This window comes from Pseudomonas sp. UBA5568, assembly GCF_002425525.1.
Classification (GTDB): domain Bacteria; phylum Pseudomonadota; class Gammaproteobacteria; order Pseudomonadales; family Pseudomonadaceae; genus Aquipseudomonas; species Aquipseudomonas fulva.
The window spans coordinates 246,888-269,322 of record NZ_DIMK01000054.1 but is presented as its reverse complement, the minus strand read 5'-3'; the positions used below and the strand labels follow the sequence as shown (position 1 = coordinate 269,322).

Genomic DNA, 22,435 nt, shown 5'->3' with positions numbered 1-22,435 from the left:
GCACGGCTGTTGAGGCAGGCTGGGGCTGGCTGCCCCAGAGCCGCACCGCAATCATCGAAATGGCCCAGGCCAGCGGCCTGCAACAGGTGCCCACTGGGCAGCGCGACGCTTGCCGCAGTTGCACCTGGGGCACCGGCGAGCTGGTTGCCGCGGCGCTCGACGCTGGCGCGCAGCGCGTGGTGCTGGCGATCGGCGGCAGTGCCACCAACGATGCTGGCAGTGGCATGCTGCGCGCCTTGGGCCTGCGTTTGCTGGATGCAGACGATCAACCATTGGCCGAGGGTGGCCTGGCCCTGGGTGACCTGGCGCGGCTCGATGCCAGCCAGCTGGACCCGCGTCTGGCGCACGTGCAGTTCGAAGTGGCGGCCGATGTCGACAACCCATTGTGCGGCCCACAAGGCGCATCGGCCATATTCGGGCCGCAGAAGGGTGCCAGCGCGCAGCAGGTTCAGGGCTTGGACCAGGCGCTCGGTCACTTCGCCGACCACTGCGCCCGCTTGCTGGGCCAGGATGTGCGCGATTACCCAGGTTGCGGCGCCGCCGGAGGCATGGGCTTTGCGGCCAGGGCCTTCATGGGTGCCCAGTTCCGAGCCGGTGTGGAAGTGGTGGCCGAACTGGCGGGCCTGCAAGCTCATGTCAGGGACGCAGACCTGGTGGTGACCGGGGAAGGCCGCTTCGATGCCCAGACCCTGCGCGGCAAGACGCCGATGGGGGTGGCCCGGGTCGCCAAGCGTCATGGCGTGCCGGTGATCGTGCTGGCGGGCATGCTCGGCGAGGGCTACCAGCAGCTGTATGCTCATGGCGTAGATGCCGCCTTTGCGCTAGTGGATGGGCCCATGACCTTGGACCAGGCGTGCCGCGACACCGCCCGCTTGCTTCAAGCCCGCGCATGCGACATCGGTCGGCTGTGGGCCTGCGTCAAGCGCGTCTGAGCCAATAAAGGGCGCAGCTCAGGGTGCCAGCACCGGCAGGGGTGCGCTGGGCAACAGGGCCAGGTCACCGAAGCGTTGCGTCGAATCGATGTAACGCAGCGCGGACTTGGCATCCTTCCAGCCCACGTAGCTCATGAGCGACTTGAGCTCCCAGCCATTGGCGCTGGCCCAGGTGGCAAAGCCGCGACGCAGTGAATGACCGGTATACAGCGCTGCTGGCACTTGGGCGCGGGTCAACATGCGCCGCAGCAGGCCCACCAGGCTGTTGCTGTTGAGCGGTTGGTCACCGAGGTTGCCCCAGCGGTCGAGCTTGCGGAACACGGGGCCGTGGGCGATGCCGGCTACCTGCACCCATTGCAGGTAGGCCGTTACCGGGCACAGTGCCTTGAGGGCAGGGGTGCGATGCTGTACGCCCAGTGCCTCGCGGTCGCCTTTACTGCGCGGCACGAACAGCGTGATACCCACGCCCGCTTCGGCCTGGATGTGTTCGACCCGCAAGCGTGCCAGTTCATCGCCGCGAAAGCCACGCCAGAACCCTATCAGCAGCAATGCCGTGTCGCGCCGGGCGCGGCGCAGCCCGGCCACATCGTGGCTTGCCTGTGCTTGGCGGGCCTCTTGCTCGAAGCAGGTCACGGCCGTTTGCAAATGTTGCAGCAACAAGGGTGCTGCCTGCCTGGGCGGGGTGGGATGAAGCGTGCGGATGCCCCGCAGTACCTGGCGCACCACCGGCGCTTTGGTGGGGTCGGGGAAGCCTTGGCTGATGTGCCACTGGCTGAGGGCCGCCAGGCGCTGGCGCAGGGTGCTGACCGCATGCTGCTGGGCGTGGTCGGCCAGGTATCGGGCGATGCTTTCGGCGGTGGCCGGTAGAAAACCGCCCCATTGGGTTTCGAAATGATCCACTGCCGCCTGGTAGCTGCGGCGGGTGTTGTCACGCGTGGCGGCGCGCAGGTAGCGCTCGATATCGGTCATGGTGCGGGCGTCGGCGGGTGGGTGCAGTGGTACCACCTTAACCCCTGAGGCGTGTTGGCACCAAGGGTTAGCCAGGGGCTTGCATTCAGTGCCTGGCTTCAGTGCAACGCGGCGAGGGGCTGCGCCTCACCCCTGAAGGGCGCGTAGTCACGCAGTTGCGCGGCGGACAGGGGCCGACTGAAATGATAGCCTTGGGCAACATCGCACCCCGCCAGGCGCAAGCACACGACCTGCTCGCGGGTCTCCACGCCCTCGGCCACCACCACCAGGCCCAGGCGCTTGGCCAGGATGATGGTGGAGGCCACGATGGGGCTGTCGTCCGGACTGTTGGAGAGCGAGGCGATCAGGGATCGATCAATCTTCAGCTTGCTCAGGGGCAGTGCATGCAGATGGGCAAAGCCTGCATAGCCCCGGCCGAAGTCGTCCAGGCTGATCCCGATGCCTGCCTGGCGCAGGCGATGCAAATGCTCGATTGCCGGGCCCTCTGGGTCGAGGATGGTGGTTTCGGTGATCTCCAGTTCCAGGTGCTCGGGCGCAATGCCGTGGTCGCTCAGGTGACTGAGCAGACGCGCGGCGAAGTCAGGCTGAAGCAGCTGCAGGGCAGATACGTTGACGGCCAGACGGACCAGTCGGCCTTCCATCTGCCAGGCCGACAAGGCCTCGCAGGCAAGGCGCAGCACTTCCCAGCCCAGCTCGACGATAAAGCCGCTGCGTTCGGCCAGGGCGATGAAACGGTCGGGGTAGAGCAGGCCGAACTCCGGATGCTGCCAACGCACAAGCGCTTCATAGCCTGCGACCTGGTGGTCATCGAGATCGATCTGCGCTTGGTAATGCAGGACGAATTGCCTGCCTGCCAGTGCCGTGCCAAAAGCTTGCTCCAGGGTGAATGCCTGGATGTCGGCCACGTTCAGGGAGGGGTCGAAGTAGCGGTACTGCGCGCGGCCTGCCTGTTTGGCCGAATACATGGCCGCGTCAGCGCTGCGCACCAGGCTGTCGATGTCCTGGCCATCGCGCGGGCAGATACTGACCCCGATACTGGGACTGGTATTGACCTCCTGGCCATCCAGGGCATAGGTGGCCGACAGCCTGCGCACCAGTTCGCGTACCCAGGCATCGATCTGCTCCTCGCTGCGCTCGCCTGCGAGCAGCACGACAAACTCATCGCCACCAAAGCGCGAGGCTTCATCGCCGGGTTCGAGCAAGCGCTGGATGCGGCCGGCCACGGCCTGCAACAGCAGGTCACCGACCTTGTGGCCTAGCGAATCGTTGATGGACTTGAAGCGGTCCATGTCGATGAAAAGGATGGCCATCAGTTGCCGCCTGCCACGCTGATGGATCAGCGCAGCACCTGCCACTTCGACGAATTGACGACGGTTGTGCAGGCCGCTGAGATGATCGGTGGCGGCGGCATGACTGCTGCGCCGGTGTGCATCCTCCAAGCGCCCGATCAGCTGCTGGTTGATGTGCTGGGCTTGCTCCAGCGCCGTGAAGGCGTCCTGACGCTTGCGCAGCAGGCGCAGGGTCCAAGCCAGGCTGGCCAGGATCATCAGCGTCATGCCAAGGGTCAGCCAGAACTGCCGGGCATAGGCCGCGTCGACGGCCCCGGTGATCTCGTTCTCGCGCTGGCCAATGATGAGGGTAAAGCCATGCTCGGGCCGGCGCTTGAATACGCTCTGGTAAGCGTCACCTTCCAGGTACTGGGTCAGCACGCCCGCAGGGGGGCCGTCAGTTGGCAGTGGCGGCTGCAAGGCAGCAGTGATCGGCACCAAGCCGCGATCGCCAAAGCGAAGGCTTTCCGTGCCGTCGGCCTGCCACACACTCACGCGGGTCGAGTCGCCCAGCTCCACTTCTTGCAGCAATTGCGCCAAGGGCTGGGCGGCGAGGTGCACTGCAACCGACGTAGTGCATGCTTTGGATTGCTCAGGCGAGGGCCTGAGTACCTGGGAGGCGGTCGCACACGCTGCGCCGTCGGTAACTGCTTGGGCACGGTCGAGCAATTGGCTGACGTTCTCGGCAAGCAGGTTGGCCAGCCGCTGATGTTCGCTGCCACGGTTGATCAGGGCGTCCTGCCGAGCAGTGGATTTCTGCGCAACATGCACCCCCCACAGAAAGGCCAACGAGGCAGCGCACAGCAGCAGGATCAGAGGCCTGAGCAGGCTCGCCGACGAGAGTGAACGTCGTGTCAATTGCAGTGTTTCCCGGCCTTGGGTGAGGCCCGGACACTACGACAGCAACATGACAGGGCCATGACTAATGGCAAATAGCCTGTAGCGATGCCTGCACGAAAGATGACAGCCGCGGGTCAAGTCGGGTATACCTTGCCGCTACCAAGGGGAGCCCGATAACGGGCTGAGAAACCGCTGAGCCTGGTGCAGCGCGGTGACCCTTCGAACCTGATCCGGATAATGCCGGCGAAGGGATGGGGTGCAATTCCACCTGCCTTTCTGCCGGTCTCAAGGCGAGACCCCATTCATGACGATTGTCCAGGTCTCGCTGCCACCTCCACCAAGGACAGCGCCATGACCGAAGGTTTCACCCAGACCCTGCGCCGCCAGAGCGAGGCGACATGGGCCGCCGCCACGGGCCATCGTTTCGTGACTCAACTGTGTGACGGCAGCCTGCCTGACCCGATCATGATCGACTACCTGGTCCAGGATCATCGCTTTCTGGACAGCTTCCTGATGCTGCTGGGCGCCGCCATTGCCAGTGCCGACACCTTCGAGGCGCGCCTGCGCTTGGGGCGATTCGCGGGCATGATCAGCAGCGAGGAGAACACCTACTTTCTGCGGGCGTTCCAGGCGCTGGGTGTCAGCCCGGCGCAGCGTGAAGCGCCGATGGACACGGTGCCCACGGCGGCCTTCAAGGCCATCATGCGCGAAGCGGCCGCCACCCGCTCGTATGCCGCAGCGCTGGCAGTGCTGAACGTCGCCGAAGGCCTTTACCTGGACTGGGCGCTGCGCGCGCCCAAGCCCCTGCCGCCGCGCTTCATCCACGCCGAATGGATTACCCTGCACGACAATGCGGATTTCCAGGCTTTCGTGGCGTTCCTGCACGCCGAACTGGATCGCGTCGGCCCTCAGCAGGCCGCCGTGGCGCAAGACTTTCACCAGCGCACCGTGGCGTTGGAGCTGGCCTTCTTCGACGCCATCTACCCGGAGGCTCAATGAACATGGACATTTTCGATCGGCTCAAGCAGGCCGCTGCACCGCAGTGGCACAGTTACGTGGACCATGCATTCGTGCAGCAGATGGGCGATGGTACGTTGAGTGAAGCCGCATTTCGGGCCTATCTGGTGCAGGACTATCTCTTCCTCATTCAGTTTGCCCGCGCCTGGGCGCTGGCGGCTTACAAAAGCAGGCGGCCCGCCGATATCCGTGCCGCTCAGGCGGGGCTCGCAGCGATTCTCGACGAAACCGACCTGCACGTGCGTTTGTGCGCACGCTGGGGCCTGAGCCAGGCTGACATCGAGGCCGCCCCCGAGCATCCGGCCACCGTGGCCTACACGCGGTATGTACTGGACTGCGGTGCTGCTGGCGACTTGCTGGAGCTGCACGTGGCGCTGGCGCCCTGTGTAATCGGCTACGCCGAGATCGGGCAGTCCCTGGCCGCACGTATCGGCAACCTGGCCGAGCACCCCTATCGCGAGTGGATCGGCGAATACGCCGGTGCCGGCTACCAGGCCGTCGCAGCAGCTGCACGCACCCATCTGGATTCATTGGCGGCCCGCAGCATGACGGATCAGCGGTTTGCCGAACTGGCCGCGATCTTTGCCCAAGCTTCGCGGCTCGAGGCCGATTTCTGGCAGATGGGTCTGGACATGGCGTGACGGGGCAGCCCCATGCCTGGATCGCCACTGGCTCCGTGCGCCATTGGCTGGCAAGCTGTGGTGCACAAGGGCTGGGTGCGGATGAACGCCGCGACTGGCCCGCAGCGCTCGAATACGATCCAGGACGAGGAAGGACAGCATGAACATCATCAATGCACGGCTGCGTGGCAAGCCTGGCCTGTTTCGCATCGAGCTGGCGGGCCAGCGTATTGGCGCGATCACCGCGCAGGACGCGGGCGTGCTGCCCGTGGCCGGCGCTGACCTGGATGCCGGCCAGAACCTGGTGGTACCACCTTTCGTCGAGCCCCACATCCACCTCGACGCGACCCTGACGGCCGGGCAGCCTGAGTGGAACATGAGTGGCACGTTGTTCGAGGGGATCGAGCGCTGGGCCCAGCGCAAGCAGAGCACCACCCATGAAGACATCAAGACCCGGGCCAAGACCACCCTGGACATGCTGGTCGATCATGGGATCCAGCATGTGCGCACGCATGTGGACGTTACCGAGCCCGGCCTGGTGGCACTCAAGGCCATGGTCGAGGTCCGCGATGAAGTGCGTGATCACGTTGACCTTCAGATCGTTGCCTTTCCTCAGGAGGGTATTGAATCCTACCCTGATGGCCGCGCATTGATGACCGAGGCGGTGGCCATCGGCGCCGATGTGGTTGGCGGCATTCCCCATTTCGAGAACACCCGTGAGCAGGGTGTGTCGTCGATCCAGTTCCTGATGGATTTGGCAGAACGCACTGGCTGCCTGGTGGACGTGCACTGCGACGAGACCGACGACCCGCAGTCGCGATTCCTGGAGGTACTGGCCGAACATGCTCGGGTCCGGCAGATGGGGGCAAGGGTGACTGCCAGCCACACCGTGGCCATGGGTTCGTACGACAATGCCTACTGCTCGAAGCTGTTTCGGCTGCTGAAGCTGTCAGGCATCAACTTCGTGTCATGCCCCACGGAGAGTATTCATCTGCAGGGGCGCTTTGACACCTATCCGAAGCGTCGCGGGGTCACCCGCGTAGCCGAACTCGACCGCGCGGGCATGAACGTGTGCTTCGGCCAGGACTCGATCGTCGATCCGTGGTACCCCTTGGGTAACGGCAATATCCTGCGAGTACTGGAGGCGGGCCTGCACATTTGTCACATGCTGGGCTATCAGGACCTGCAGCGCTGCCTGGACCTGATCACCGACAACAGTGCGCGCGCCTTGAACCTGGGTGAGGGCTATGGCATCGAGACCGGTCGCCCTGCGAACCTGCTGCTGCTCTCGGCTCCGGACGACTACGAGATGGTGCGCAGCCAAGGCCACGCGCTGGTGTCGGTGCGCAATGGAAAGGTACTGATGCGGCGCCGGCCTGCGCAGGTACAGCGCGAATTTTGAACCCGGCGCTTTCAGGCGCCGATGGCCGCCAGCACACAATCGGCGATCTGCGCATCCTGGATGGCGACGCCGGTCAGGTCGGCCAACGTGATCTGGTCATCAGACTCCCGGCCATGGTCTCGGCTTGCCAGCAGCGTTCCAAGTTCGACCAGTTGGCTAGCTGTGATCAGGCCTTTTGCGATCGCATGGGACACTTCGCCGTACTGGGTGCACTGAGTGACGGAGTCGACGACCACGCGGTCGGCCCTGGCGACCAGCGCAGGGTCCAGCTCTTGCTTGCCAGGCCCGTCCGCACCCACAGCGGTAATGTGAGTGCCTGGTTGTATCCAGTGCGCCTGCAACAGCGGCTGGCGCGAAGGGGTGGTGCAAACGATGAGATTGGCAAGGCCGGCCAGTTCTGCGGCATCCAGTGTACTGCGCACGGTAAAGCCAAGTCCTCGCGCCATCGCGATGTAAGCACCTAGTGCCTCGGCGTGACGCCCCCAGACGATCACCTGGCGGCAGTCGGTGACGCTGCGCAACTGCGCCAATTGCATCCTGGCCTGCATGCCTGTGCCCAGTATGCCGATGGCCTTGACCTGAGACGGCGCGAGCAGCCGTGCCGCGATCCGCCCCGCCAGTGCTGTGCGCATCGCCGTGAGCCAGCCTTGGTCCTGGAGCAGGGCCAGCGGCTGGCCGGTGTGGGCCGAAAAGACCATCATCAGCCCGTCGTTGCTCGGCAAGCCGTTGGACGGGTTGTCGTAAAAGCCGGTGGACACTTTGACAGTGAACGTGGGGCTGCCGGCTTTGTAGGCTGACTTGATGCAGCAATCCCCGTTGGTTTCGGCGAAGGTGAATGCTTGCACGGGCGGTACCTGGACGTTGCCAGCGGAATAGGCGATAAAACCCTCTTCGATAGCCCTCAGTGCTCGCTCGGTGTCCAGGCTCGTCAGGATCTGGGGCTTGGCGATCAGCTTCATTTCACGGCCTCGAGGAAGGTATCCAAGGCGATGTTACGCCCACACAGCACCACGGCCACACGCTTGCCCTGGTATCGGTGCGCGCATTTTTTCATGGCGGCCACGGCGACAGCTGCCGCGCCTTCGATGATCCAGCGCTCGCTACTGGCGATGTCGCGCATGGCGGCGCGTATTTGCGCTTCGCTGACCAATACGGTGTCGGTGAGCAAGGCCTTGCACAGGGGCAGGGTGATGGCGCCGGGCTCGACACCGCCCGCCGTGCCGTCGGACAGCGTGGCGCTGGCAGGGACCTCGACGATCTTGCCGGCCTTGAGCGACTGCTCGAGGGCTGGATCATTCTCGGGCCAGCAGCCGATGATATCGACACCCGGTGCCAGGGTACGCAGGGCAGCGCCGATGCCGGCGATCATGCCGCCACCCCCCACCGCGACGAACACGGCGTCCAGGTCCGGCGCCTGCTCGAACAGCTCCATACCGATGGTGCCCTGGCCGGCGATCACCTGCAGATCGTTATAGGGCGATACGAAAGGCACACCCTTGGCCTGGGCTTGCCTGGCCGCTTCCAGTTCCGCGCTCAAGGGGTCGGTCGGCAGGCAGATCACTTCAGCGCCGAGGTTGCGCATGGCTTCGACTTTATAGGTGGACGCCGTCGTGGTGGTGTAGAGGGTCACCGGAACCCCGGCGGTCTTGCCGGCCAGGGCCAGCGCCTGGCCGTGGTTGCCGGACGAGGCGGCGATGACGCCGTGTTCACGTGCACTTTCTGGCAAAAGCCTGACTTTATTGCTGGCCCCGCGAAACTTGAAGGAACCTGTGGGTTGCAGGTGTTCGCACTTGAGCCATACGTCCACGCCAGTCGTTGCCGATAGAGGCTGGCTGCGCGTCAGCGGGGTAGTGCTCACGGCTGGCCGCAATGCGGCATGAGCATGCTTGATTGCCTCGAACAGAGCATCGAGGTCAGTTTCGCAAACGGTTGGCGTTGCAGGATTGGACATGAGTTTCAGGTTCCGTATGGAATTTTCGTCTACGGTAGACCTGTTGTCTATAGTCTTGCAAACACTTCTTTTAGCGCGGAGCAGGCCTCGGCATCAAATTCGTCATGCCTTGAGCGCCTTCAGGTATTTGTAAACCGTCGCACGTCCCATGTTCAGCACATTGGCCACATAGTCCACGCCAGTTCGGCCTTCGAATGCGCCTTCGGCGTGCAAAGCCTGAACAAGACTGCGCTTGTCCTTCATCTGCAGTGTCTGCAGAGACAACGTGCGCGCCTTGAGCCAGCCATGCATGAAGGTATTGATGCGCTCCTGCCAGTCATCACGAAACAGCGCCTGGGGCTGCTCGACCAAGCGCCCCATCTGAAAGAACGCTTCCAACGCTTGGCGGGCGTTTTCAAGCACCGACAGGTCTAGGTTGATGCACAACAAGTGCCGCGCGTCACCTTGCTCATCACGCAAGACCGTACTGATGGAGCGGACCTTCTGACCGTTCCAGTTCAACTTTTCATAAGGGCCCAGCTTGGCACCGCCGAGCAGGTCGCCCAGATCCTCGGCGATCGCCGAGTCATCACCCAAGCTTCGCTTGGAGATGTTGTTGGCGATATGCACCACCGTCTGGGTCTGCAGGTCATGGACGACGACTTCAGCGTGTGGATATAGCAGCAGGGCGATGCTTTCGGCGATGGCCTGGTAGTTCTCGAGCGACATGCGGGACCACTGTGCATTTTTAGGAAGCGCTTATGGTGGCCCTGGGAGCTCGCTCGCACAAGGCGCCGTATGGCACGCGAGCACAGGGTGTACGCCAACCTGCGCTGATTACGCTCAAGATGGGCTGAAAATCGGTATCACATTCGATAAGCCGTGATTATTCCATGTTAGCTAGGTCTTGTGTTTCCGGCTAATAACTAACAAAATCAGTATGTAATTACATAGTACATACAACATTACGAAATCGTAGGAGCGCGTATGGCACGTGGCGGGATCAACAAGGTGGTTGTGCAACAGGCCAGGCAGGCACTGATCGCAAGGGGGGAGAACCCCAGTATCGATGCCATCCGCATCGAGCTAGGCAACACGGGCTCGAAAACCACCATTCACCGCTACCTCAAGGAGCTCAACGGTCAGCAACCAATGCCCTCCGAGGGCGGCGCGCCAATCAGCGAGGTGCTAAGCCGCCTGGTAGGGCAGTTGGCGACGCAGCTGCAAGACGAAGCGGACTTGGTGATCGAGCGCGCTGAAAGCGTGTTCACCGAGCAGCGTGAAGCGCTCGAAGTGGCCTTGGCGAAAGCCCAGCAAGCGCTTGCAGCGGCTGAACAACAGCACGAAATCGATGCAGCCGCCTTGCGCGCGGAATCGGAGAAACTCAGCAGCACCCTCAGTACGCTGCAGGCTGAGCAGCTGCGCAGCGCCAGCCTCAACCAGTCCTTGGGGGAACTGCAGGTGCGCCTTGCAGATAAGGATGAGCAGGTCAAATCCCTGGAAGACAAGCACCGGCACGCCCGCGATGCGCTTGAGCACTACCGCACTGCAAGCCGCGAGCAGCGCGAGCACGAGCAGCGTCGTCACGAGGCTCAACTGCAGCAGATGCAGGTCGAGGTACGGCAGTTACAGCAGGCCATGATCGTCAAGCAAGACGAGCTCACTCGCCTGCACCGTGATAACGAGCGCCTGCTGGGCGAGAACCGCCAGGCGAGCAACGAACGGCGGGCTCAGGAGCAGCTGCTTGAGCAGCGCGACGCCCAGATCCAAGGCTTGCGCACGATGCTGGCGCAGGCCCAGGGGGGGAGCGACGAGCTACGCCGCCAACTGGATGTGCAGGCCAGAGTGCTGGAGGACAGTAGGGCGTCGTGTCGGGACCAGGCGCTCAAGCTTGAAGCGCTGGAGCGGGCGTTGGCCGAGAACCAAGCGTCGCTGCGCCTGTGTCAAGACCAGCTACGGGATGGCGAAGATAAATAAAACTTTCTGGCGCACCGGCTTTCTTCCCTAGACAGCCATTTGGAGAAGACCGCATGAGCGAACAAGGCACAACCCACGGCACGCAGCACGGGCCTCACTCGACTGACGATGCCGAGAAACCGGATGATCTTGGCTTTGACCCTGACTCTCCTGACCTCGATGATCCTCAGGTGGACCCGCAAGGCCCCGCTAAACCGCCACGGGATGTAGAGAAGAACACCTGAAAGACACGTACCAAACAAAAGGCCCTGGTCGCTAAGATCAGGGCCTTTTACATGATGCGTCCATATCAGGGCGGGCTTTGTCGGCGGTGACCAGTGAACGTCAGGCTTGCGCCTGTTTGTCCCCTTCAGCCTGCTTGGCCGCCTCGACACCCTTGGCCGAGAGCTTGATCGGGTAGTTGAGCGTCACCTCATGATCAGCATCGACACTTACGCTACCATCGTGGATCAGGCCATCGTCCTGCAGCGATTTCAGCATGCCGGCCACGGCTTTTTCACCGCGGTAGTTGTCCAGCAGCTCCTTGCCCAGGCCATGAGGGTGAGCATGGTTGAGTCGAGTCAGAATTTCGCTTTTCAGTGCGTCGTTACTCATGCTTGCCTCACTTGCCGTGATGGGTTTGCAGTGCCTTGGCTTCTTCCAGGTGCTTTTCAAGGGTAGGCAAGGTCTTGGCAGCGAATGCCTTGAGCTCAGCCTTGTCCGAAGAAGCGGCTTCCTTCTTGAACAGTTCGACGGTTTTCTCGTGAGCATCGACTTGATTGTTCACGTAGGACTTGTCGAAGGACTCGTCACGCCATTCCAGAATCACTTTCTTCACTTTGTCGGTGATGGCCGCGTCATCGGGTACCGAGATGTCCAGCTTTTTCGCGATGTCTGCCAGCTCCTGGTTGGCCTTGGTATGGTCGGTCACCATATGCTGGGCAAAGGTCTTGATCTCAGTGTTCTGGCTCTTTTCCAGGGCAAGCTTACCGGTCACGATCTCTGCGATGCCGGCTTCGGTAGCCGCGTCTACGAAGTCGTCCGAGCTAGCAGCAAAGGCGTGAACCGAAGCCATGCCCAGCACCATGGAAAGGCCGACGCGCTTGATGAAGAGATTGCTCATGTTTCACTCCTTAAACGATGGCGCGACATCAGTGTCGCGTACTGTTGAGGGCGCGCGCAGGCCAAAGGTTTCATCTTTTTTGCATCATCAGGGTGTGGTAGTGGTCAACTGCGTTGACGAAGAACGTGCAGGGGATGTGCATGCGAAGCGCCAGGCAGACCGACGAAGAGACAGCCCTTGCGCTGGCGGGCCAGGGGCGAGCGGTGGCCCTGTTTCGCCTGGTGCTGGCGTTCATGTTGGTGGTCATGACGACGTTCGCAGCCGTAGAGGGCTGGCGAATCTGGCGTGATTACCGGGACGCGTTCCACAATGCCGCGAACATGGTGACCAATCTGGCCCAGGCCACCGCACAGCATGCCGAGGACGCCATTCGCCAGGTCGATTCAATCAGCGCGGCGCTGGTGGAGCGGGTGGAGGGCGATGGGTTCGAGCACTTGGATCGCAAGCGCCTGCATGGGCTGCTCAGCCAGCAAGTACGCATCATTCCGCAACTTCACGGCCTGTTCATCTACGACAGCCACGGTCGCTGGCTCGTCACGGACCGGTCGGCAACGCCACCAGCTGCTAACAATGGCGACCGTGATTACTTCATCTATCACCGCGACCATCCTGACAGCGCCATTCGTATCGGTGCAGTGGTGCGCAGCCGCTCGACGGGTGACCTGATCGTACCTATTTCAAGGCGTCTGAATTACCCGGATGGACGTTTTGCGGGGGTACTGCTTGGCACCATCAAGGTCGACTGGTTCGTGCGTTACTACGGAGAATTCAAGATCGACGAGCGAGGTGCGCTGGTGTTGGCCAAGCGCGACGGTACGATTTTGGTGCGGCGTCCATTCGTCGAGCCGCTGCTTGAACGCAACCTGGCCAACAGCGACATTTTCAAACACCACCTGCCATACGCTCCCCAGGGGTTGGTCGAAGCGGTAGCCGTTGTCGACGGCACGCCGCGCCTGTATGCCTACCGAGCCTTGGCCAGCTACCCACTGGTGGTCGAAGCGGGCCTTTCTCGCGAGTCGATCATCGCCCCCTGGCGCCAGGACGCGATCAAATCGCTGCTCGTGTTACTGGTGCTGGTCATGGTCCTTGCGTTGTTCGGTTGGGTGGTCCTGCGCCAGGTGCGCGAACGCATCGTGATCGAGCGCGCCCTGCACCAGGCACACCAGACGCTCAAGACCCTCGCCTTGACCGACAGCCTGACAGGGTTGGGCAATCGTCGCAGGTTGGACGCGGTGTTCGAGGCCGAGCTGCGCCGTGCCCGACGACAGGCGTACCCAGTGTGCGTGGTGATGCTCGACCTGGATCACTTCAAGGCCTACAACGACCGTTACGGACATGGGGCAGGCGATCAGTGCCTGCAGCGCGTTGGCGAACTGCTGCGCCAGGCTGCCCAGCGTCCGGCAGACCTGGCGGTACGCTACGGGGGCGAGGAATTTACCTTGCTGTTGCCCGACACGGATGTACGGGGAGCGAAGGCGTTTGTCGAGTCGCTGCAGCAAGCCCTGCGCAAGGAGATGATGGTGCATGCGGGCAGCCCACTTGGGATTGTTTCATTCAGTGCGGGTATTGCGGTGGCGGAACCCGCGCGCAGTGAACAGAGTGCGCAGCAGCTATTGGAAGCGGCAGATGCGGCCCTGTATGAAGCCAAGCGCCAGGGCCGGGACCGCTACGCGGTTGCTGATCCTGAAGTACGGCATGGGGATGCGGGCAGCCCGGCCTAGCCCCGGCAGGCACTGGCCTCACGCCTGAAGTTGCCAACGTACCGAACTGACGCCTTTCTCCAAGCTGACCCGGCTGACCAGCCGCTCCAACTGGGCTGGCGCCTGTGAGGTACCCAGTAGCTGGGCGCGCACCTCCAGCCGGGCCGGGTCTGCCAAGTCCTCGCTATGCAAGGACTGCAGGCGCAGTTGAGTCTCGCCGAAGCTGTGCAGCATCAAGCTGCGGACCTGAATTTCATCCTGGGCTCGACAGACGATACGCACCTCGAACTGCTGCTCCACCTCCGTGGCAGGCACCACCTCCTGGCGGTCGAGGCGCTGGGCAATATCGCGCAGCAAGATGTTGGCGCACAGCACGACCACTGCACCCAAGGTTGCTTCGAGCAGCAGCCCCAAGCTGCACAACACGCCAATGGCCGCGGTGCACCATAGCGTTGCGGCGGTGTTCAGCCCACGCACGTTGAAGCCGTCACGCATGATGACGCCGCCGCCCAGAAAACCGATGCCCGACACCACATAGGCCGCCACCCGGGAGGCATCGGTAGGTGCCATGCCCGGGACCGTCTGGGTCATCAGCACGAACAGGCAGGCACCCGTGCTGACCAGGCCATTGGTGCGCAGGCCAGTCAAGCGCTGACGCAGTTGACGCTCGGCGCCGATCAAGGCCCCTAGCAGCAGGGCGGTGCTGACACGCAGCAAGAATACGTTCCAATCCATAACAAACCTCTTCCGCGGGCACAGGCCCGCTTCAACGCCATCACTCAGGAGGGCGCGGTGGTAACAACCAGAGATGCGAAAGGACCACGGGAAAGGAGGGGGCGATGCTGTGCATCGGCTACCTTGGCAACTCGGCCAGGCAGCATGGGAGACTGACTGGCTAGCGCGCTGCGTGGGCCTGTCGCAAGCGACTGGGGCTAGTGTCCAATGCAGGGCTCCTGTTGATGAATGCAAAAGTGCGGCGCGGACGATAAGCCCGACCCTTGATCAGGTCAAGGGTAAAAACATGACAATGGCTTCATCCGGAAAAGCCTGACAAGCCGGCGGGTACGATGGAAAAATCCACGTTCAATGGTTAACCTTTTGCTTTTTACGGACCGTCGCGGGCTGATTCATGCTGTTCAATATCCTCGTCCTGCTGGGCACACTGGTGGCCATGGAGGGTGTCGGCACCTTGGCGCACAAGTACATCATGCATGGCTGGGGCTGGTGGCTACATCGCTCGCACCACGAACCCCACCTGGGCGTGCTTGAAACCAACGACGTTTACCTGCTGGCACTGGCGGTCATTTCGCTGGCACTGGTGGCGGTTGGCAAGGCCGGGCACGCGCCATTGCAATGGGTCGGAGGCGGGGTGGCGGCTTACGGCGCGCTGTACGTGATTGCGCATGATGGCTTTTTTCACCGTCATTGGCCGCGCAAGATGCGCCCGGTGGGGCGCTACCTGACGCGCTTACACCGCGCCCATCGGTTGCACCATGCCGTCAAAGGGCGCGAGGGTGGTGTGTCGTTCGGTTTTTTCTACGCACCTCCGCTAAAGCGCCTGGTGCGCGAGCTGCGGCGCAACAGGGACGCCGGTCACTGAGATCTCACGCGCACAGGCGCTTTAGCTGAGCGAGTTCCCCCGCGATCCTACCGATCCGGGCATACATTGCACTGTCTGGGTCTGCGCAGTAGCATGCGCGCTTTTCAGCCCAGGACTCGCTCTTCATGTCGTATCAGCAAGGTCTGCTTGCCACGCCCGTGCCGGTGCACGCGCGTCACCTGTTCTTTTCCATCGAGTCAACCGAGGCCGTGCCTGCGGCGTTAGACGCCTTGCTGGGCCATGTCGACGGCCTGCGCGTGACACTGGGTGTGGGCGCGCCGTTGGCAAAAGCGCTGAACGCTCACGTCGAAGGCCTGACCCCGTTCCCGCTGCTGGACGCCGCGGTCGAGAACCCCAGTACCCAGCACGCGCTGTGGCTATGGTTGCGGGGTGACGAACGCGGGGACCTGTATCTGCAGGCCCAGGCGCTGGAGCGCCTTCTAAGCCCGGCGTTCGCGCTGGTTGATCACGTTGATGGTTTCCTTCACCAAGGCGGCCGGGATCTGACCGGCTACGAAGACGGCACGGAAAACCCCAGTGGCGATGACGCCATCGAGGCCGCCATCCTGGGTGAAGGTGCGCCAGGGTTGCAGGGGTCGAGCTTCGCCGCATTTCAGCTGTGGAAGCACGACATGCAGTATTTCAAATCGCTGCCTCAGCAGGTGCAGGACAACATCATCGGCCGTCGCCTCAGCGACAACGAAGAGCTGGATGATGCGCCCGAGTCAGCGCATGTGAAGCGTACTGCCCAGGAAAGCTACGCGCCCGAAGCTTTCATGGTGCGTCGCTCGGTTTCCTGGGCTGACACCCGCGGTGCGGGACTGGCATTTGTGGCCTTGGGTACGTCTTTCACCTCGTTCGAGGTCCAGTTGCGCCGCATGAGTGGGATGGAAGACGGTGTGATCGATGCTCTGTATCAGTTCACCCGCCCGCTAACCGGAGGCTATTACTGGTGCCCGCCGATGACGCACGATGTTGTGGATCTGCGCCTGCTGTTGCAGGCTGAGCGTTAAACATCCAGATACACAAGATGATCGCAAGGCGTCTATGAAGAACTAGCATTGGATATTTCCGCTGTGTTACCGGAGAGTTCCTATGTATGGACGTCGGGAAGTCCTACGTGCAGGCGCTGCGATCGGTCTGCTGGCCGCCAGTCCCTGGCTGAGCGCAGCTGCACCGGCGAGCATGCTGTCGCGCCCCATCCCGTCAACGGATGAGCGACTGCCGGTGATCGGCGCTGGCACGTCAGGCAGCTTCGAAGTCGCGGCAGGCTCAGCGGACTATCGGCAGCTGTATCAAGCGCTTGAAGCCTTCTTCGCAGGTGGCGGGCGGGTGATCGACACCTCTCCCAATTATGGCGGAGCAGACAGTATCCTGGGGCAGTTGCTCGACGAAGGCGGGTGGCACCGCCAGTGCTTCATTGCCACCAAGATCGCCGCCAACAGCCGCGCAGATGCCCAGGCCCAATGGGCCGGCACGCTGCGCAGCCTGCGCACGGACAGCGTGGACCTGCTACAGGTGCACAACTTGCGTGACTGGCAGCAGCAGTTACCTTATGCACGTGAACTCAAGCAACAGGGCAAGACGCGGTATGTGGGCATTACCCACTATCTGAACGCTGGGCACGATGAAGTGGCCGCAATCGTGCGCAGCCAGGCCCTGGACTTCATCCAGATCAACTACGCGGTCAATGCCCCCGGCGCTGCGCGTGAGCTTCTTCCCCTGTGCCGTGACAAGGGTGTGGCGGTGCTGATCAACCGCGCCTTCGATGACGGTCGTCTGTTCGCCACGGTCAAGGACCGCGCGCTTCCAGAATGGGCACAGGAGCAGGGCATCGGTAGCTGGGCACAGCTGTTCCTGAAGTTCGCCCTCAGCCACCCGGCGGTCACCGCCGTCATACCGGCTACTGGCCGACTGGACCGTCAACTGGACCAGCTCAAGGCAGGGCAGGGCCCGTTGCTGACCCAAGCGCAGCAGCAAGCGCTCATCGAGCAGTTCTCCTGACATCATGGTGACGTGGCGGCAGCGCCTGCAGCGGATGCTGGACATGCGGCCCGGGGAGGCGCCAGCCGTTCTGGCAGGCAGCCTGCTGTTCTTCATGCTGTTCACGGGTTATTTCATGCTGCGGCCCGTACGTGAAACCATGGGCGTTGCCGGTGGTGTCGAAAACCTGCAATGGCTGTTCACCGGTACCTTCATCGCCACTGTGGTATGCCTGCCTGTGTTTGGCTGGCTGGCCTCCCGTGTACGACGCCGGTACATACTGCCTTGGACCTATGGCTTCTTCATCTGCAACTTGCTCGCCTTTGCCGCGTTGCTGGCACGCCACCCCGACGGGCCTTGGGTGGCACGAGCGTTTTATATCTGGTTGTCGGTATTCAATCTACTGAGTATCTCACTGGCCTGGAGTGTGCTTGCCGACCTGTTCAGCACCGAGCAAGGCAAGCGCCTGTTCGGTGTAATGGCAGCAGGAGCAAGCCTGGGCGGGCTGAGCGGGCCGCTGCTCGGCACACTGCTGGTGGCGCCTCTTGGACACCCCGGTTTGTTGACGCTCGCGGCGATACTGCTGCTGGGCAGCGTACTGGCCGCCTGGGTGTTGCAGCATTGGCGTACGACTAACCCTCTACCGACCCGCGAAGCCCCCCATGAAGGCCGCGCGCTGGGTGGCAATCCGTTTTCAGGCGCAGCGGCGGTGATGCGTACGCCGTATTTGCTCGGGATCGCCGTGTTCGTCGTGCTGCTGGCTAGTGTCAGTACATTCCTCTATTTCGAACAGGCCCGCATCGTCAGTGAAACCTTTACCGACCGCACTCGCCAGACGCAGGTGTTCGGCGCCATAGATGCAATCGTTCAGGCACTGGCTATTCTGACGCAGCTGTTTCTCACCGGTCGACTCGCCCGACGCCTGGGTGTGAGGGTATTGCTGGTCGCAGTGCCCCTGGTCATGGCCGCTGGGTTCGTATGTTTGGCCTTGTCACCTGTCTTCGTTTTGTTCGTCATCGTGATGGTCGTACGGCGTGCCGGCGAGTACGCCCTGGTACGGCCAGGACGCGAGATGCTGTTCACGGTGGTCAGCGCCGAAGACAAATACAAGGCCAAGAACTTCATCGACACCGTGGTGTATCGAGGCGGTGACGCGGTCAGCGGTTGGATAAAGCGGGGCCTGGACCTTATCGGGGACCATCCACAAGTGGCCATGTTGATCGGGGCGACACTCGCCGTTAGCTGGGCCGCAACCGGTCATTGGCTAGGTGGCCAGCAGGGCCGATGGGACAAAACGCCAGGCCGGTGACGGGGACGCGAACTATTGGGCATACCCTTGTTTAACGCCGTTTGTCCGAAGCCTTCTCGATAATGCGAATCCTGGCGGACGTCCGGACTCCCAATTCATGTACGGCATTGGCGCCGTGCATTCCGAAGTCATAAGAGGTTTCAGATCATGGCCACTAAAGACAATAGCCGTAGCGGTAACCAGCAGGGCAGCCAAGGCGGTAGCAAAAATTCGGGCAACTTCGCCAATGACCGCGAGAAGGCTTCCGAAGCCGGCAAGAAGGGGGGCCAAGCAAACGCTGGCCACTCCAGCGAGTCGGGCCGCAGAGGCGGCAAGTCATAAGTGAAGCCTTGCAGTGCCAGGCCCGCCTGGCACTGCGTTTACTCGAGCAAGGAGCCGGCCATGCGCACATTCCCACTGATCACACTGATGGGCGCCTTGACCATCGTCGGCGGTTGTTTTGACCGCGACAATAATCACCCCGGCAAGGATTCCGATGCCAGCAAGCCGTCCTTGCAGATGCAAAAACCCGATGAAAACGCTGCACCCCGTTCTGCGCCAGCCCCTGAGCCGATGACAGGGCAGAAAGCCAATCAATAATACGCGCACGAGGAATATGCCATGACGGTCATGACCCGCCAGACCGCCGCGATGGTCCAAGCCCCATCTGTCGCCCCCAGCCTGAAGGACCGTTACCACGCCTTGCTCGAGGGCCATGACACCAGCAGCCGGGCCTGGCTTGATGCCCAATTGGAGCAAGCTCAGGACATGCCTGACGACTTGCCAGATGATCCGGCGCAACTCGACGCCTGGAGTTTGCAACACGCTGCCGGTGTGGCCGAGGGCTACAAAGCCTATCTGGATCAGCGCAAGCAGGGCGGCCCGCGGCGCTTTTTTGCTAACCGGGCCCAGGCCTTGTGGTTCCTGCAACAAGTTGAGCCCACTAAGGTTGTAGACGGTGCCTGGCTGTTCAGTGCTTTGCGGGAATGGCAAGATCCACGCTATCACGGTCTTATCCGTACGTACCTCGAAGAACTGGGCAGCGGTGATCCTCGCTGCAACCATGTATTAATCTACCAGCGCCTGATGAGCCGGCTCGGCTGCCTGGAGCGTCCGGACCTGGAGGATGGTCGCTACTTGCAGGCATCCTTGCAATTGGCGCTCGGCGAGTATGGCCAGGACTATCTACCCGAAGTGATTGGCTACAACCTTGGCTATGAACAGCCGCCTTTGCATCTGCTGATTACAACGTACGAATTGGCAGAGCTGGGTATCGACGGATTTTACTTCCAGCTGCATGTCACCATCGACAATGCCGCCAGCGGGCATGCCCATCTGTCGCTCCAGGCGCTGCGCCAATTGTGCCCGGCCGATGACGTGGCGGGTTTTTATGAGCGCGTCCGTCGGGGCTACCGGCTCAATGATCTGGGGATCAGCACCCCTGCGCTCATCGCACGTTTCGACTTGGAAGCAGAGCTGCTCCAGGCCCTGGAACACAAGCGCAATTTCGGTCAGTTCATGCATTCGGACCACTGCCGTCTGCAAAAACGCACCATTAATCAGTGGCTGGCCGAGCCAGGCGCCATGCCGGCCTTTCTTGAAGCCATGCAGGCCCAAGGCTGGATTCGCCGAGGCGAGGCTCCCGAGCAAAGCCGCTGGTGGAAACTGATCGAGGGGCCGACCGCGCCCATGTATGGTGTATTTACCGCCTACGAGAAGCAGTTGTGGCACGACTGGATCGCCGCAGGGTCGCAATCGCGCATTCGCCGGGTGCTACCGGGTACCTGGGAGGCAGCCCTGCAATTGCAGGACCAGACGTCGAGTAATCGACGGCCGTGCACTGCGGACTACGACATGGATACGCTGATCGGTGCCATGTCCGGCAACAAACATGCGACGCCCGAAGGATTGGTCGCGACCCGGGCTTACATACAGGCCACTGGCCTGCTCCAGGAAGGATCTCACTGATGCCCCTCGATTCATCTCAGACAGCCGCAGACCAGGCCTTACTCCAGTTGGGTAAGCGCCTTCGCGCCGATGGTTATCATTTTACCTGCGTGACACCCGCAACCCATGCTTTGGTCAACGCCCGGCCAGGCGCCGAGAAGGCCTGCACCGTCCGCGATGTGTTTGGTTGGAGTCGGCCGTTTGCCGCCTCGATACTGTCGGACGATGAGCTCGACCTGATGAAAACCGCCGGCGTAGTGAACACTCATCGAGACCTGCTGGCCAGCACCGTCCGTTGGTCGACCCTGGACGGGGTGATGCTGGTGCACTCGGCTTACCCTACGCAGGCCAGCGATGCGGTGTTCTTTGGCCCTGACAGCTATCGTTTCGCCCATGTGATCCAGGATCACCTGCAATCGACCCTCAAGCGCATTGAGCGTGCGGTGGACATCGGCTGTGGCACAGGGGTGGGCGCATTGGTGATCGCCCGGGCTGCGCAGCATGCACAGGTAACCGCCGTGGACATCAATCCCAATGCATTGCGTTTTACTGCGGTCAATACAGCCCTCGCCGACGTCAGTAATGTCTCTGTTCAACACAGCAATATTCTCCAGGACGTGACGGGTCAGTTCGACCTGATCGTGGCCAATCCTCCCTACATGCTTGATGACGGGGAACGCACGTATCGTCATGGCGGAGGATCGCTTGGGGCTGACTTGTCGCGTCGCATCATCGAGCAGAGCCTTGCGCGACTGACCGTGGGAGGATCACTGTTGCTCTATACCGGCGTTGCCATCGTTGAGGGGCAGGACGCTTTGCTCGAAGGCGTTCGCGAGCAACTGGCCGGCCCTGAATTTTCCTGGGTCTATCGAGAGATCGACCCTGACGTGTTCGGCGAGCAATTATTGGAGCCAGGCTATGAGCGAGTCGAACGTATTGCGGCTGTGGCACTGACGGTTACGCGTAATCGGTGATGGTACAGGATTGAGCGATATCCAGATGTGCCCCATGGGGCGCACAGCGGTCTCCGGGGTTCGGTATCACATCACACATTTCATCTTTACCGCTGCTTGCAGGGGCACTCTGGCCGGGTGCCTCTTTGGCAGTCCGGCCTTCGTGCGTAGGTGTTTGATTTCACCACCGGTTCAATGAGAATAGCGGGATCCATCACCGTTGTGCCAAGGACCGTAACCATGATGCTGACCCCGCTGTTCCCACGTGTAGCCCTTGAAGACACGCTGTTCGTCTTCGCCTTGGAGGCAGAGGCGGGTGGTTTGTTCGGGCATATGAATACGGTCTTCACCGGCATTGGCAAGGTCAACGCGGCGATTGCACTTACCCGCGCCGTTACCACGCGCAGGCCCAGGCTCATCGTCAATCTCGGTTCGGCAGGCAGTCGGCTGCATGGTAAGGGCAGCCTGGTGTGCTGCACACGGTTCGTCCAGCGTGACATGGACGTCACGCCCCTCGGGTTTGCGCGCTACGAAACACCGCTGTCCGACATCCCTGTCGTGCTCGAGCATGGGCTGGCCATTTCAGGTTTACCCGTAGAAACCTGTGGCACCGGGGACAACTTCGAGATCAGCCACGGTGATGCACCTTATGACGTGGTCGACATGGAGGCCTACGCGCTGGCGCTCATCGCACGCTCCGAGAACATCCCGTTCGTGTGTCTGAAATACATCTCGGACGATGCCGGGAGTGATGCGGCCAGCGACTGGTCCGTGCAGGTGCACTTGGCGGCCGAAGCCTTCAAGCGGGTGCTCTTCAATCCTGGCTGAGTTTCTGTTCAATGGCTGT

Annotated in this window: 24 protein-coding genes and 1 riboswitch; of the genes, 16 read left to right on the top strand and 8 right to left on the bottom strand. The window is 62.0% G+C overall.

The window, feature by feature from the left end; translation table 11 throughout:
- Window positions 1-932, top strand: a 932-nt coding sequence (locus tag B2S33_RS18685; protein WP_288650837.1) for a glycerate kinase, incomplete at its 5' end; no start/stop codon positions are given.
- 18 nt (window positions 933-950) lie between these two features.
- Here the strand turns inward: B2S33_RS18685 and B2S33_RS18680 are convergent.
- The gene (locus B2S33_RS18680; RefSeq protein WP_146251883.1) at window positions 951-1,937 is read right to left on the bottom strand and encodes a site-specific integrase; all 987 of its coding nucleotides are present in this window, start codon (window positions 1,935-1,937) and stop codon (window positions 951-953) included.
- Between the two features lie 62 nt (window positions 1,938-1,999).
- Entirely contained in the window at window positions 2,000-4,087 is a 2,088-nt protein-coding gene (locus B2S33_RS18675) for a putative bifunctional diguanylate cyclase/phosphodiesterase (protein WP_288650834.1), read from the bottom strand.
- A gap of 134 nt (window positions 4,088-4,221) precedes the next feature.
- A riboswitch (TPP riboswitch) is annotated at window positions 4,222-4,338 on the top strand.
- Window positions 4,339-4,420: 82 nt separating this feature from the next.
- On the opposite strand from B2S33_RS18675, the gene B2S33_RS18670 reads away from it, so the two are divergent.
- The 3 genes from B2S33_RS18670 to codA all read left to right on the top strand — a co-directional run bounded on the left by B2S33_RS18670 (window position 4,421) and on the right by codA (window position 7,108).
- Entirely contained in the window at window positions 4,421-5,068 is a 648-nt protein-coding gene (locus B2S33_RS18670; RefSeq protein WP_027915620.1) for a TenA family protein, read from the top strand.
- Entirely contained in the window at window positions 5,065-5,727 is a 663-nt protein-coding gene (tenA, locus tag B2S33_RS18665; protein WP_049695966.1) for a thiaminase II, read from the top strand. Before B2S33_RS18670 ends, tenA begins: the two co-directional genes overlap by 4 nt.
- A 139-nt stretch (window positions 5,728-5,866) precedes the next feature.
- Window positions 5,867-7,108: a cytosine deaminase gene (codA, locus tag B2S33_RS18660; protein WP_027915618.1), complete on the top strand. Its 1,242-nt coding sequence runs from the start codon at window positions 5,867-5,869 to the stop codon at window positions 7,106-7,108.
- A gap of 11 nt (window positions 7,109-7,119) precedes the next feature.
- On the opposite strand, the gene B2S33_RS18655 is transcribed toward codA, so the two are convergent.
- The 3 genes from B2S33_RS18655 to B2S33_RS18645 all read right to left on the bottom strand — a co-directional run bounded on the left by B2S33_RS18655 (window position 7,120) and on the right by B2S33_RS18645 (window position 9,767).
- Window positions 7,120-8,067 (bottom strand): ornithine cyclodeaminase family protein, encoded by a 948-nt coding sequence (locus B2S33_RS18655; RefSeq protein ID WP_288650831.1) that lies wholly within the window; start codon window positions 8,065-8,067, stop codon window positions 7,120-7,122.
- A complete protein-coding gene (locus B2S33_RS18650) occupies window positions 8,064-9,059 on the bottom strand; it encodes a threonine/serine dehydratase (RefSeq protein WP_033695114.1) in 996 nt (331 codons plus the stop codon). The genes B2S33_RS18655 and B2S33_RS18650 overlap by 4 nt, the downstream gene beginning before the upstream one ends.
- A 102-nt stretch (window positions 9,060-9,161) precedes the next feature.
- The gene (locus B2S33_RS18645) at window positions 9,162-9,767 is read right to left on the bottom strand and encodes a helix-turn-helix transcriptional regulator (RefSeq protein ID WP_288650829.1); all 606 of its coding nucleotides are present in this window, start codon (window positions 9,765-9,767) and stop codon (window positions 9,162-9,164) included.
- A 258-nt stretch (window positions 9,768-10,025) separates the two neighbouring features.
- Here B2S33_RS18645 and B2S33_RS18640 point away from each other — a divergent pair, with 258 nt between their 5' ends.
- Complete coding sequence (locus B2S33_RS18640) at window positions 10,026-11,015, top strand: DNA-binding protein (protein ID WP_027915614.1); 990 nt, start codon at window positions 10,026-10,028, stop codon at window positions 11,013-11,015.
- A 53-nt stretch (window positions 11,016-11,068) separates the two neighbouring features.
- Entirely contained in the window at window positions 11,069-11,239 is a 171-nt protein-coding gene (locus B2S33_RS18635; RefSeq protein WP_165919237.1) for a DUF6021 family protein, read from the top strand.
- Between the two features lie 100 nt (window positions 11,240-11,339).
- Here B2S33_RS18635 and B2S33_RS18630 read toward each other — a convergent pair whose 3' ends face one another.
- Window positions 11,340-11,609 carry a hypothetical protein gene (locus tag B2S33_RS18630; protein WP_059184013.1) on the bottom strand — a complete coding sequence of 90 codons (270 nt, stop codon included), beginning with the start codon at window positions 11,607-11,609 and terminating at the stop codon, window positions 11,340-11,342.
- 7 nt (window positions 11,610-11,616) lie between these two features.
- The gene (locus B2S33_RS18625; RefSeq protein WP_280077822.1) at window positions 11,617-12,117 is read right to left on the bottom strand and encodes a DUF4142 domain-containing protein; all 501 of its coding nucleotides are present in this window, start codon (window positions 12,115-12,117) and stop codon (window positions 11,617-11,619) included.
- A gap of 140 nt (window positions 12,118-12,257) precedes the next feature.
- Between B2S33_RS18625 and B2S33_RS18620 the strand changes: the two genes are divergently transcribed.
- On the top strand, window positions 12,258-13,838 hold the full coding sequence (locus tag B2S33_RS18620; protein ID WP_280077821.1) for a sensor domain-containing diguanylate cyclase: 1,581 nt from the start codon (window positions 12,258-12,260) through the stop codon (window positions 13,836-13,838).
- Between the two features lie 18 nt (window positions 13,839-13,856).
- Here the strand turns inward: B2S33_RS18620 and B2S33_RS18615 are convergent, their stop codons facing one another.
- A complete protein-coding gene (locus B2S33_RS18615) occupies window positions 13,857-14,552 on the bottom strand; it encodes an MgtC/SapB family protein (RefSeq protein ID WP_059184010.1) in 696 nt (231 codons plus the stop codon).
- A gap of 394 nt (window positions 14,553-14,946) precedes the next feature.
- On the opposite strand from B2S33_RS18615, the gene B2S33_RS18610 reads away from it, so the two are divergent.
- The 9 genes from B2S33_RS18610 (at window position 14,947) to B2S33_RS18570 (ending at window position 22,416) form a co-directional block, all read left to right on the top strand.
- Complete coding sequence (locus B2S33_RS18610; protein ID WP_027915609.1) at window positions 14,947-15,417, top strand: sterol desaturase family protein; 471 nt, start codon at window positions 14,947-14,949, stop codon at window positions 15,415-15,417.
- Window positions 15,418-15,542: 125 nt separating this feature from the next.
- Window positions 15,543-16,430, top strand: coding sequence for a Dyp-type peroxidase (locus tag B2S33_RS18605; protein ID WP_027915608.1), 888 nt, complete (start codon window positions 15,543-15,545; stop codon window positions 16,428-16,430).
- Window positions 16,431-16,512: 82 nt separating this feature from the next.
- Window positions 16,513-17,421 carry an aldo/keto reductase gene (locus B2S33_RS18600; RefSeq protein ID WP_027915607.1) on the top strand — a complete coding sequence of 303 codons (909 nt, stop codon included), beginning with the start codon at window positions 16,513-16,515 and terminating at the stop codon, window positions 17,419-17,421.
- Between the two features lie 4 nt (window positions 17,422-17,425).
- Window positions 17,426-18,709: an NTP/NDP exchange transporter gene (locus B2S33_RS18595; RefSeq protein ID WP_288650825.1), complete on the top strand. Its 1,284-nt coding sequence runs from the start codon at window positions 17,426-17,428 to the stop codon at window positions 18,707-18,709.
- Between the two features lie 147 nt (window positions 18,710-18,856).
- Entirely contained in the window at window positions 18,857-19,030 is a 174-nt protein-coding gene (locus B2S33_RS18590) for a general stress protein (RefSeq protein ID WP_028687523.1), read from the top strand.
- A gap of 60 nt (window positions 19,031-19,090) precedes the next feature.
- On the top strand, window positions 19,091-19,288 hold the full coding sequence (locus B2S33_RS18585; RefSeq protein WP_028687524.1) for a hypothetical protein: 198 nt from the start codon (window positions 19,091-19,093) through the stop codon (window positions 19,286-19,288).
- 21 nt (window positions 19,289-19,309) lie between these two features.
- Window positions 19,310-20,656: an iron-containing redox enzyme family protein gene (locus tag B2S33_RS18580; RefSeq protein ID WP_110606511.1), complete on the top strand. Its 1,347-nt coding sequence runs from the start codon at window positions 19,310-19,312 to the stop codon at window positions 20,654-20,656.
- Window positions 20,656-21,609, top strand: coding sequence for a class I SAM-dependent methyltransferase (locus tag B2S33_RS18575; RefSeq protein WP_288650822.1), 954 nt, complete (start codon window positions 20,656-20,658; stop codon window positions 21,607-21,609). Before B2S33_RS18580 ends, B2S33_RS18575 begins: the two co-directional genes overlap by 1 nt.
- 219 nt (window positions 21,610-21,828) lie before the next feature.
- Window positions 21,829-22,416, top strand: a complete 588-nt coding sequence (locus B2S33_RS18570; RefSeq protein ID WP_027915601.1) for a nucleosidase — start codon at window positions 21,829-21,831, stop codon at window positions 22,414-22,416.
- Window positions 22,417-22,435: the final 19 nt, after the last annotated feature.

Bases quoted from the DNA above. Each gene is read 5' to 3' on its own strand.
- B2S33_RS18670 (WP_027915620.1), top strand. From the start codon at position 4,421: ATGACCGAAGGTTTCACCCAGACCCTGCGCCGCCAGAGCGAGGCGACA.
- tenA (WP_049695966.1), top strand. From the start codon at position 5,065: ATGAACATGGACATTTTCGATCGGCTCAAGCAGGCCGCTGCACCGCAG.
- codA (WP_027915618.1), top strand. From the start codon at position 5,867: ATGAACATCATCAATGCACGGCTGCGTGGCAAGCCTGGCCTGTTTCGC.
- B2S33_RS18655 (WP_288650831.1), bottom strand. From the start codon at position 8,067: ATGAAGCTGATCGCCAAGCCCCAGATCCTGACGAGCCTGGACACCGAG.
- B2S33_RS18650 (WP_033695114.1), bottom strand. From the start codon at position 9,059: ATGTCCAATCCTGCAACGCCAACCGTTTGCGAAACTGACCTCGATGCT.
- B2S33_RS18645 (WP_288650829.1), bottom strand. From the start codon at position 9,767: ATGTCGCTCGAGAACTACCAGGCCATCGCCGAAAGCATCGCCCTGCTG.
- B2S33_RS18640 (WP_027915614.1), top strand. From the start codon at position 10,026: ATGGCACGTGGCGGGATCAACAAGGTGGTTGTGCAACAGGCCAGGCAG.
- B2S33_RS18635 (WP_165919237.1), top strand. From the start codon at position 11,069: ATGAGCGAACAAGGCACAACCCACGGCACGCAGCACGGGCCTCACTCG.
- B2S33_RS18630 (WP_059184013.1), bottom strand. From the start codon at position 11,609: ATGAGTAACGACGCACTGAAAAGCGAAATTCTGACTCGACTCAACCAT.
- B2S33_RS18625 (WP_280077822.1), bottom strand. From the start codon at position 12,117: ATGAGCAATCTCTTCATCAAGCGCGTCGGCCTTTCCATGGTGCTGGGC.
- B2S33_RS18620 (WP_280077821.1), top strand. From the start codon at position 12,258: ATGCGAAGCGCCAGGCAGACCGACGAAGAGACAGCCCTTGCGCTGGCG.
- B2S33_RS18615 (WP_059184010.1), bottom strand. From the start codon at position 14,552: ATGGATTGGAACGTATTCTTGCTGCGTGTCAGCACCGCCCTGCTGCTA.
- B2S33_RS18610 (WP_027915609.1), top strand. From the start codon at position 14,947: ATGCTGTTCAATATCCTCGTCCTGCTGGGCACACTGGTGGCCATGGAG.
- B2S33_RS18605 (WP_027915608.1), top strand. From the start codon at position 15,543: ATGTCGTATCAGCAAGGTCTGCTTGCCACGCCCGTGCCGGTGCACGCG.
- B2S33_RS18600 (WP_027915607.1), top strand. From the start codon at position 16,513: ATGTATGGACGTCGGGAAGTCCTACGTGCAGGCGCTGCGATCGGTCTG.
- B2S33_RS18595 (WP_288650825.1), top strand. From the start codon at position 17,426: ATGGTGACGTGGCGGCAGCGCCTGCAGCGGATGCTGGACATGCGGCCC.
- B2S33_RS18590 (WP_028687523.1), top strand. From the start codon at position 18,857: ATGGCCACTAAAGACAATAGCCGTAGCGGTAACCAGCAGGGCAGCCAA.
- B2S33_RS18585 (WP_028687524.1), top strand. From the start codon at position 19,091: ATGCGCACATTCCCACTGATCACACTGATGGGCGCCTTGACCATCGTC.
- B2S33_RS18580 (WP_110606511.1), top strand. From the start codon at position 19,310: ATGACGGTCATGACCCGCCAGACCGCCGCGATGGTCCAAGCCCCATCT.
- B2S33_RS18575 (WP_288650822.1), top strand. From the start codon at position 20,656: ATGCCCCTCGATTCATCTCAGACAGCCGCAGACCAGGCCTTACTCCAG.
- B2S33_RS18570 (WP_027915601.1), top strand. From the start codon at position 21,829: ATGATGCTGACCCCGCTGTTCCCACGTGTAGCCCTTGAAGACACGCTG.